At 40.7% G+C, this 10,547-nt stretch carries 7 protein-coding genes; 2 read left to right on the forward strand and 5 right to left on the reverse strand.

Annotated elements, in window-relative coordinates:
* Nucleotide 1: 1 nt before the first annotated feature.
* The 5 genes from yfaE to ubiG form a co-directional block, all read right to left on the reverse strand.
* Nucleotides 2–400 carry a class I ribonucleotide reductase maintenance protein YfaE gene (yfaE, locus tag ACWXWT_RS03040; RefSeq protein WP_456040146.1) on the reverse strand — a complete coding sequence of 133 codons (399 nt, stop codon included), beginning with the start codon at nucleotides 398–400 and terminating at the stop codon, nucleotides 2–4.
* Nucleotides 390–1,520 carry a class Ia ribonucleoside-diphosphate reductase subunit beta gene (nrdB, locus tag ACWXWT_RS03045; RefSeq protein WP_456040147.1) on the reverse strand — a complete coding sequence of 377 codons (1,131 nt, stop codon included), beginning with the start codon at nucleotides 1,518–1,520 and terminating at the stop codon, nucleotides 390–392. Before nrdB ends, yfaE begins: the two co-directional genes overlap by 11 nt.
* 90 nt (nucleotides 1,521–1,610) lie before the next feature.
* Nucleotides 1,611–3,899 carry a class 1a ribonucleoside-diphosphate reductase subunit alpha gene (nrdA, locus tag ACWXWT_RS03050; RefSeq protein WP_456040148.1) on the reverse strand — a complete coding sequence of 763 codons (2,289 nt, stop codon included), beginning with the start codon at nucleotides 3,897–3,899 and terminating at the stop codon, nucleotides 1,611–1,613.
* A gap of 565 nt (nucleotides 3,900–4,464) precedes the next feature.
* Complete coding sequence (locus ACWXWT_RS03055) at nucleotides 4,465–5,127, reverse strand: HAD family hydrolase (RefSeq protein WP_456040149.1); 663 nt, start codon at nucleotides 5,125–5,127, stop codon at nucleotides 4,465–4,467.
* A gap of 124 nt (nucleotides 5,128–5,251) precedes the next feature.
* A complete protein-coding gene (gene ubiG / locus ACWXWT_RS03060) occupies nucleotides 5,252–5,974 on the reverse strand; it encodes a bifunctional 2-polyprenyl-6-hydroxyphenol methylase/3-demethylubiquinol 3-O-methyltransferase UbiG (RefSeq protein ID WP_456040150.1) in 723 nt (240 codons plus the stop codon).
* A gap of 388 nt (nucleotides 5,975–6,362) precedes the next feature.
* Between ubiG and gyrA the strand changes: the two genes are divergently transcribed.
* Both gyrA and serC read left to right on the forward strand, forming a co-directional pair.
* Nucleotides 6,363–9,086, forward strand: a complete 2,724-nt coding sequence (gene gyrA, locus ACWXWT_RS03065; protein ID WP_456040151.1) for a DNA gyrase subunit A — start codon at nucleotides 6,363–6,365, stop codon at nucleotides 9,084–9,086.
* A 171-nt stretch (nucleotides 9,087–9,257) separates the two neighbouring features.
* The gene (gene serC / locus ACWXWT_RS03070; RefSeq protein ID WP_456040152.1) at nucleotides 9,258–10,349 is read left to right on the forward strand and encodes a 3-phosphoserine/phosphohydroxythreonine transaminase; all 1,092 of its coding nucleotides are present in this window, start codon (nucleotides 9,258–9,260) and stop codon (nucleotides 10,347–10,349) included.
* Nucleotides 10,350–10,547 lie beyond the last annotated feature (198 nt).

The raw sequence follows: 10,547 nt of genomic DNA on the forward strand, positions 1-10,547 counted from the left end.
ATTATCGTTCGTGGGCAAGTTTAGCGGGCGTCTGTAATACTTGGCTTAATGTTGTGGTTGTTTTGTGAATATCATTATCTGTGGCATATTGACGTTTAGCCACTACCTGTACTCCCTCAGTTGAGAGTTTGAGATTAACATCTCCATCGGGTACACAACAACAGGGTAGACATTCATCTGATTTGAGCTCTGCAAGTGGCTCGGAGAAGTAATTAACTTCTCCTGATATCAGTGTGGTTTTACAAGCACCACAAAATCCATTACGGCACTCTGAAAACACTTTTACTTTTTTTGATTCAAGCGCTTCTAATAAGCTTGAGTGCTGGCCGTCAAATAAAATAACCGGCTGTCCTTTCAAGCTTACAATAGGTGCTTTATTAAACAGTTTTTTATAAGTCAAAATCTAAAAACTCATCGCCATCAACTGAAGAATCAATTTGTCCTACAAGGTATGAAGACACTTCTACCTCTTGTGGAGCGACCTGTACCGCATCACTTTCTAACCAGTTTTTCATCCACGGTAGTGGGTTAGACTGTTCTTGGTATGGTTGCGGTAAATGTACCGATTTCATCCGCTGATTGGTAATAAACTCAACGTATTGACATAAAATCTGTTCATTTAAGCCAATCATTGAACCATCTTTAAATAAGTATTTAGCCCAGTCTTTTTCTTGTTCTGCTGCTTTTACAAATAAATCGTACGCTTCTTGCTGACATTCAAGCGCAATTTCAGCCATTTCAGGGTCATCTTTACCCCCTTGCATTAGGCTTAATATGTGCTGGGTGCTGTTAAGGTGTAAAGCTTCATCTCGGGCAATCAAACGGATGATTTTTGCATTACCTTCCATTAAACGACGTTCTGCAAAGGCAAATGAACAAGCAAAACTGACATAGAAACGAATTGCTTCTAAGGCATTAACCGACATCATGCACAAATATAATGACTTTTTGAGAATACGAGAGTTAACGGTAATTTCTTTACCGTTAATGACGTGAGTTCCTTCACCTAAAAGGTTATTAATCTGGGTGAGTTCGATTAAGTCATCGTAGTATGCGGCAATGTCACCAGCCCGCTTTAAGATTTCTTCATTTTGAACGATATCGTCAAATACCACAGATGGGTTATTGACGATATTTCGAATAATATGAGTGTATGAACGCGAGTGGATGGTTTCAGAAAATGACCATGTTTCTATCCACGTTTCTAACTCAGGCAGTGATACCAAGGGCAAAAATGCCACATTAGGTGAACGACCTTGTATTGAATCGAGTAAGGTTTGATATTTAAGGTTTGACAAGAAAATATGTTTTTCGTGTTCAGGTAAGTCACCAAAATCAATTTTGTCGCGGCTAACATCAACTTCTTCAGGGCGCCAGAAAAACGATAATTGTTTTTCAATTAGCTTTTCGAATACTTCGTATTTCTGTTGATCGTAGCGTGCCACATTAACTGATTGACCGAAAAACATAGGTTCTTTGGTTGAATCATTTGGTGTTTGACAAAATGTAGAGTAAGCCATTATTTAGGTGTCCTGAAAACGCATTTTCCAAAAAGCGGGGTAGACCCCGCTAAATATTCATAAAGTGATACTTTTATAAAAACTAAGGGATCATATTTTACACGCACCGCCGCCGCAGCCATCGTCTTCTTCTTCGACGGCAATAATGTCGTCAAATTGATCCGATGCACCGTCACGAGTATTATGATAATACAGTGTTTTAACGCCAAGTTTGTAAACACTTAACAAATCTTTGAGTAAAGTTTGCATCGGCACTCGACCACCTTCAAAACGACTTGGGTCGTAATTGGTGTTAGCTGAAATGGCTTGGTCGATAAACTTCTGCATTAATCCAACAAGTTGAATATAACCATCATTGTTTGGCATGTTCCAAAGCAATTCATATTTATCTTTAAGTAGGTCAAAGTCTGGTACTACTTGCTTTAACTGACCATCTTTACTGGCCTTAACACTGATTAAACCACGTGGAGGCTCAATACCATTAGTCGCGTTTGATATTTGCGATGACGTTTCAGACGGCATTAATGCTGAAAGGGTTGAGTTACGTAAACCGTATTGTTTAATGTCGCTACGTAAACTTTCCCAATCCATGTGCAATGGCTCATCACAAATTTTGTCTAAATCGCGCTTGTAGGTGTCGATAGGTAAAATACCTTTCGAGTAGGTTGTCTCGTGAAATAACGGACATGCACCTTGTTCTTTAGCCAAGTTCATTGACGCTTTAAGCAAATAGAATTGAATCGCTTCAAAGGTTTTGTGGGTTAAGTTATTTGCTGACCCATCAGAATACTTTTTACCGTTTTTAGCTAAGTAATTAGCAAAGTTAATCACACCTATACCTAAAGTACGACGGTTCATCGAACTCGTTTGCGCTGCTTTAATTGGGTAATCTTGGTAATCAAGTAAGTTATCTAATGCACGTACGGCTAGATCAGCTAACGGCTCAAGCTCAGATAAGTCACTAATTGCCCCTAAATTAAGTGCTGACAAAGTACATAACGCGATTTCACCATTAGGATCATCAATGTTTGTTAGCGGCTTCGTCGGCAAGGCAATTTCTAAACACAAATTTGATTGCTTAATTGGCGCAACTTTAGAGTCAAACGGGCTATGGGTATTACAGTGATCGACGTTTTGAATGTAAATTCGCCCAGTAGAAGCACGTTCTTGCATCATCAATGAAAACAGTTCAACCGCTTTAATTTGTTTTTTGCGGATATTGCTGTCTTGCTCATATTGGAGGTACAAACGTTCAAACTCAGCTTGGTCTTCAAAGAATGCATCATAAAGGCCCGGCACGTCCGATGGGCTAAATAGACTAATGTATTCACCTTTAATCAAGCGTTGGTACATTAACTTGTTTAACTGCACGCCGTAGTCAAGATGACGGACTCGGTTGTCGTCAACACCACGGTTGTTTTTCAATACAAGTAGCGATTCAACTTCTAAATGCCATAAAGGATAGAAAAGGGTAGCTGCACCACCACGTACACCGCCTTGAGAACACGACTTCACTGCTGTTTGGAAATACTTATAAAATGGCAAACAACCAGTGTGGAATGCTTCACCGCCGCGAATCGGGCTACCAAGGGCACGAATACGACCCGCGTTAATACCAATGCCAGCACGTTGGCTGACATATTTAACGATAGAAGATGCGGTTGCATTGATTGAATCTAAGCTGTCATCACACTCAATTAATACGCATGAGCTGAACTGACGGGTAGGTGTACGCACACCGGCCATAATGGGTGTCGGCAGAGAAATCTTGAATAAAGAGGTCGCATCGTAGAAATCTTTAATGTATTTCAAACGGATTTCTTTTGGGTAACGAGCAAATAAACATGCCGCGACTAATATATATAAAAACTGAGCACTTTCATATACTTCATGTGTTACACGGTTTTGAACGAGGTATTTCCCTTCAAGTTGCTTGACCGCGGCGTAAGAGAAATTCATATCACGCCAATGATCAATATAACTATCGAGAATGTCTAGTTCTTCACGACTGTAATCAGCCATGATATGCATGTCGTATTTACCAATTTCAACTAACTTGGTGACGTGATCATATAACTTAGGCGGTTCAAATTGACCAAACGCCTTTTTACGTAAATGAAATACCGCTAAACGGGCGGCTAAAAACTGATAATCCGGCGCTTCAGGGGAAATCAAATCAGCCGCAGCTTTAATGATGGTTTCATGAATGGCTTCTGTTGGAATGCCGTCAAAAAACTGCAAGTGAGATCTAAGTTCTACTTCAGATACCGAGACGTTTTTTAACCCCTTGGCAGCCCAAGTGATCACGCGATGAATTTTGTCTAAATCGATCGATTCACGTTCGCCACTGCGTTTAGTGACTGTCATATTGCTATTCATTGAAGAGAGGCCTTGGTTCTATATCTAATCATGTGATCTGTTGCAGGATACCGTGCTGCTTGATTCGATCCGAATCAGTAACAAAACAATTCCATGTTAAAACAATCAATCTAAACACACTCACAACATGGCATGAAAACCAAGAGTGTTTAGCTAATCTCTACGCATTTTGTCATGCACCAGCGTAGTGCGTTTGATTGCCTACCACACACAAGATATGGTGTTATTTAAAAACTAAGATACAAGATAGTGAGGTTTGAGGTGATTTGCAAGCCACAATTTTAATAATATCTTGTGGATAAGTTGAGGATAAACGGTAGGGTTAGTGATGACTAACCCTAGAGCCCAAATTTATAAAGTGTTTTTGAAAAATGAGATTTTTTCAACTGTTAAATAACAAAGAATTGATCGCTAAAATAAACAGCGATCAAAATGAAATGACCAATTATTGGTTGATCTTTTTATCATTTTGATCGGGCATCAATATCCATTAGTAATCTGTATCCATAAGCCAATTTTGATCATCATTTACAGACGATATAATCACAAAAGGTGATTAATGATCTTACTCGATGAAGAACTGCTTAAGTGATTTACCGTGTTCAAATTGTCTGTGTGCAGGCCAGGTATCTGGCGTGTCTGTGGCAGATAAATAGCCCCATAACGCAACGCCGCCTAACATATTGGCATTGTGGGCAGCAATTAAGTCACGTTCAGCATCGCCTAAATATAAGATATCTTGAGGATTAATCGAAATTTGTTGTGCAGCCAAAAACATGGGGGCCGTAAAGGGTTTAGAAAAACGGGTACTATCGCCACTGATCATGGTTTTTAATCTATGGGTTAAGCCTAATTTTTCGACCAATGGTCTGGCAAAGCGAGCCGGTTTATTGGTTACCACACCATACGGAATGGCTTGGCTATCTAATAGGGATAATAGTTCGGGTAAGTCGTCGAATAAACGACTGTGATTGCCATTTATCCTAGCATAATGCAGTAGCAGAGCCTGTTGAATGTCGATTTGGACTTGTTCACTGGCGTCTGGAATCGCGGTTTTAACTAAATATAAGCTACCATGTGAGGCTGCATGACGCATTTTAACAAGCGACTGGGGGGCAAATCCGGCATCATCTAAACTAAGGTTTAATGCCTGCACTAAATCTGGTGCGGTATCGGCTAGAGTTCCATCTAAATCGAATAGCACCCCTTTTATATCGTGTTTATGCAAGGGCTGGCTCCCAACGTGAATAAAGTACGGCTAACTTATGTGAGGTCAAATAACGTTATGTCACCAACAACGCTATTTGACGTTATATTGTAAAGATTCATGCTATGAAGCGAGTTGACCTTGATTAGTCGATTTTTTGGGTGGCTATCATGTAGTTTACTTCAACGCTTTTCGTGTACTTAAACACACCTGATAATGGGTTGTAAGTTATGCCTAAGGCGTCTTTGCACAATAAGTCGGTGTTATCGACCAAAGCCATTAATTCAGCAGGACGAATAAACTTACTATGGTCATGGGTGCCAACGGGTAACATTTTTAATAAATATTCAGCACCAATAATGGTTTGTAAATAAGACATCATGTTGCGATTAATGGTTGAGAAAAAAACAAAGCCATTAGGTTTAACCATGTCACAACATGCTTGAATCACCGACTGTGGGTCTGGCACATGTTCAAGCATTTCCATGCAAGTGACGACATCGTAAAACTCACGATGGTTGTCGCGATGTGCTTCTGCCGTTGTTTTAAGATAATTAACAGAGACCCCAGACTCCAACGCATGCAGTTTGGCTATTTCAAGTGGTTCAGTCCCCATATCAATGCCATCAACTTGAGCACCAATGCGTGCCATGCTTTCAGATAAAATGCCACCACCACAACCCACATCCAATACTTTCATACCGAAAATGCCGTTGGCGGTTTGGTCGATGTAGTTTAAACGCAGAGGATTAAGTAAATGTAATGGTTTGAACTCGCCATTGAGATCCCACCATGTTTGTGCCATCGCTTCAAATTTTGCGATCTCTACAGGATCTACATTGGGTGTCGATTGCTCGGCTTGTGACATAACTTAACCTACAGTGTTTAATAAAGTATGGTCGCTATTATAGCGATAACCTTTGTGAATAGTAGTCAACAATGACTTTTGCCATATGCACTTGCTCATAAAATATCCACTTAAACTCTACAAATTGTCATTTTGTGCACTTAAGTGCCTAAAGCATCAACAAGATGCCGTTTATTTTTAGTAGAAATTAGTCATATATTAGCAAGTTAATAACTTAAATCAGCTTAAAATATTAGCTTTTGAATAATATTTTTAAGTGACAGAGCATTTGGCTAGTCTTTGCTCTGGCGACATTAAATATCTGTGTTAGAATGCCAAATCACGTTTTTAAGCTAGATAATAATATGGAAGTTTTATTGTCAGCTCACTTTAGAGGAACGCGCAGTTTATGACTGATCTGGCATCATCTATTTCGCCAATTAATATCGAAGACGAACTTAAGAATTCTTACCTTGATTACGCCATGAGTGTAATTGTAGGTCGTGCATTACCTGACGTTCGTGACGGTTTAAAACCTGTTCATCGTCGAGTATTGTTCGCAATGAGCGAATTAAAAAACGATTGGAACAAACCATATAAAAAATCTGCTCGTGTTGTTGGTGACGTAATTGGTAAATATCACCCGCATGGTGACACTGCTGTGTACGATACTATTGTACGTATGGCGCAACCGTTCTCGTTACGCTACACATTGGTTGACGGTCAAGGGAACTTTGGTTCTGTCGATGGTGACTCTGCCGCGGCGATGCGTTATACCGAAATCCGTATGCAAAAGTTGGCGCATTCATTATTAGCCGACCTTGAAAAAGAAACTGTGGATTTTGTGCCTAACTATGACGGCACCGAGATGATCCCCGCAGTACTACCAACTCGTGTACCTAACCTGTTGATTAATGGCTCGTCAGGTATTGCCGTTGGTATGGCCACCAACATTCCACCACATAACTTAACTGAAGTGGTTAAGGGCTGTTTAGCATTAATCGAAGAGCCAAGTTTATCGATTGAACAGTTAATGGAATATATTCCTGGCCCAGATTTTCCAACAGCAGCATCTATTAACGGTCGTAAAGGCATTATTGATGCTTATAACACGGGCCGTGGCCGCGCGATTATGCGCTCTAAAGCCGAAATCGAAACTGAAGATAATGGTCGTGAACGTATTATTGTTCATGAAATTCCATATCAAGTTAACAAAGCACGCTTGATTGAAAAAATTGCCGAGCTTGTTAAAGATAAAAAATTAGAAGGAATCAGTGGCCTACGCGATGAGTCTGATAAAGACGGCATGCGTATTGTGATTGAAATCAAGCGTGGCGAAGTGGGCGAAGTTGTATTAAACAACTTATATGCTCAAACTCAAATGCAGTGTTCTTTTGGTATTAACATGGTGGCATTGACTAACGGTCAGCCTAAATTGTTTAACCTTAAAGAAATGCTCGAGTGCTTTATCCTTCACCGTCGTGAAGTGGTTACGCGCCGCACAGTATTTGAATTACGCAAGGCACGTGAACGAGCTCATATTCTTGAAGCATTAGCCATTGCGCTTGCAAACATTGATCCTATTATTGCATTAATTAAAGCATCGCCAACCCCTGCAGAAGCTAAAGCTAAATTAGTGGTGCAAGGTTGGGCATTAGGTAATGTTCAAGGCATGCTAGAAAAAGCAGGCGATGATGCTGCACGTCCAGAGTGGTTAGAGCCTGAGTATGGTATTCGTGATGGTCAGTACTATTTAACTGAGCAACAAGCACAAGCGATTCTTGAGTTACGCCTACACCGTTTAACCGGTCTAGAACATGACAAGATTTTGGCTGAATATGAAGAACTTTTGATCCTGATAGCAGGCTTATTGCTAATTCTTCGTAGCCCAGAACGTTTAATGGAAGTCATCAAAGAAGAGTTAGAAGAAATTCTTGAGCAATATGGTGATGAGCGTCGCACGGTTATCAATGCCAACGAAATTGACATGAGTCTTGAAGACTTAATCAACGAAGAAGACGTTGTCGTGACATTGTCGCACTTAGGTTACGCCAAGTATCAGCCATTGTCTGACTATCAAGCTCAGCGTCGTGGAGGTAAAGGTAAAGCGGCAACTAAAGTGAAAGACGAAGACTTTGTTGAAAAACTGCTTGTTGCTAATACCCACGACACCATTTTATGTTTCTCTGACTTCGGCAAAATGTACTGGTTAAAAGTGTATCAATTACCACTGGCAAGTCGAACTGCCCGTGGTCGTCCAATTGTTAACTTATTACCATTGTCTGACGGTGAGCATATTACTGCCATATTACCGGTTCGTGAGTACGCAGATGATAAATTTATTATCATGGCGACAGCACACGGTACTGTTAAGAAAACGGCATTAACGGCATACAGCAACCCTCGTGCAAATGGCATTATTGCGGTTAACCTTAAAGATGGCGACCAATTAATTGGCGTCGATATTACTGAAGGTAGTGACGACATCATGTTGTTCTCTAACGAAGGTAAAGTGGTTCGCTTTAACGAGAAAGCCCGTGACTCCGAAACTGGCGAAGTAAAAATTGATGCTGAAACGGGTGAAGAAATCATTGCATTACGTCCAATGGGCCGTACAGCAACTGGTGTCCGTGGTATTAAGCTTGAAGACGGTCAGAAAGTCGTTTCACTGATAGTTCCTAAAGGTGATGGTGCAATTTTAACCGTAACAGAAAATGGTTATGGTAAACGCACAGAGTTAAATGAATACCCAGCGAAGAGCCGTGGCACTAAAGGTGTGGTATCGATTAAAGTGAGCGAGCGTAATGGTTCAGTTGTCGGTGCCGTACAAGTTGGTGGGCTCGACGAAATCATGTTAATCAGTAACAAAGGGACGTTAGTTCGTACTCCAGCTGAAGGCGTATCAATCATTGGTCGTAACACTCAAGGTGTGACCATTATTCGTACCGCTGAAGACGAAAAAGTTGTAGGCTTACAACGTATTGAAGAAATTCAAACTGAAGAGCAATTAGATGAAGAAGGCAATGTTATCCCGCCTGTAGATGTTATCGAAGGTGACGTTACTGACGGCGAGTCAACCGAATCGACAGGTTCTGATGTAGAAAGTGATGTAGAGAACGACGAACAGGATTAACCCTCAACGTTCTATTTACAACCTCTAAAACGAGCGCCTTTTGGCGCTCGTTTTATTTTACGGAAAAATATTCAGCAAAATAGACGGATAGCCCCCTATTCAACAGAGGTTAAACTCCTTAGTATTAAAGGTCTTATTTGATAAATGAAAAACTGAGTCAAGGAGTTGTCTGTGAGCACGATTTATAATTTCTGTGCAGGACCTGCGATGTTACCTCAAGCTGTGATGCAAAAAGCACAACAGGAATTAATTGATTGGAATGGCCTTGGCGTTTCCGTAATGGAAATCAGTCACCGAAGTAAAGAATTTATAGCACTGACCGAGCAAGCAGAAGCGACCTTACGTCAGCTAATGAATATTCCTCAGAATTACCATGTGTTATTCATGCATGGCGGTGGCCGCGCCCAGTTTTCTAATGTCGTTAATAACTTTTTAGGAGATAACGGCCAGGCGCTTTATTTGGTCAGTGGTCAATGGTCATCAGCGGCAGTCACCGAAGCACGAAAATTAGTGAATGAAAGCCAAATCGATACCATTAAAATTGTCGAACAAGTTGATGGGCTAAATCAGGTGGTATTGCCTGATTTAACGACAATTGATAAAGATTATCGTTATGTTCATTATTGTTCTAACGAAACCGTCGATGGTATTGAAATTTTTGAAGAGTTAGATAGCCCATGGCCAATTGTTGCGGATTTGTCGTCAACTATTATGTCCCATGAAATTGATGTGACTAAGTACGGCCTTATTTACGCAGGCGCGCAAAAAAACATTGGCCCATCAGGACTATCAATTGTTATCGTTCGTGATGATATGCTCAAACTGCCTAGTTTGCCCCAGTCATCTGTGATGGATTATCGTGTTGCCGTTGAACATGGTTCAATGTTTAATACACCTCCTACATTTGCATGGTATTTAGCCTCAGAAGTGTTTGCTTGGTTAGCCGCAAAAGGTGGCGTAAGTGCGATGGCAGAAGTTAACCAGCAAAAAGCAGCGCTATTGTATGAATGTATAGACAGTAATCCATTTTATAAAAATGGCGTGGCACCACATAATCGCTCACGGATGAACGTGACGTTCCAGCTTGTTGACAATAACTTAGATGCTGAGTTTTTAAAGCAAGCGGAGCAGGCGGGTTTAGTTGCGCTAAAAGGTCACCGTATTGTGGGTGGTATGCGTGCGAGCATTTATAATGCAATGCCACTTGAAGGCGTACAAGCCTTGGTTAATTTTATGAATGAATTTTCTGCAAAACATTGCTAATACCTCTAAGGGAAAATAAAAAAGGTCGCTTATAAAGCGACCTTTTTATATTTAATACCAATCCTATTAACTATGTGATCTTTCAGCGGGAGTTCAAAGTGCTGTAGGCAAGGCAGATGATTGAAGCGAATAGTGATCCTCGGTAACAAGCTCCTGCGTTACTCTACCTCCAGTATCTGACCGCCATGGATGGTGGGA

The organism is Shewanella sp. A22, assembly GCF_053850585.1.

What these genes read in the sequence shown, in the direction of transcription:
- gyrA (WP_456040151.1), top strand. Translation starts at nt 6,363, where the DNA reads ATGACTGATCTGGCATCATCTATTTCGCCAATTAATATCGAAGACGAA.
- nrdB (WP_456040147.1), bottom strand. Translation starts at nt 1,520, where the DNA reads ATGGCTTACTCTACATTTTGTCAAACACCAAATGATTCAACCAAAGAA.
- nrdA (WP_456040148.1), bottom strand. Translation starts at nt 3,899, where the DNA reads ATGAATAGCAATATGACAGTCACTAAACGCAGTGGCGAACGTGAATCG.
- ubiG (WP_456040150.1), bottom strand. Translation starts at nt 5,974, where the DNA reads ATGTCACAAGCCGAGCAATCGACACCCAATGTAGATCCTGTAGAGATC.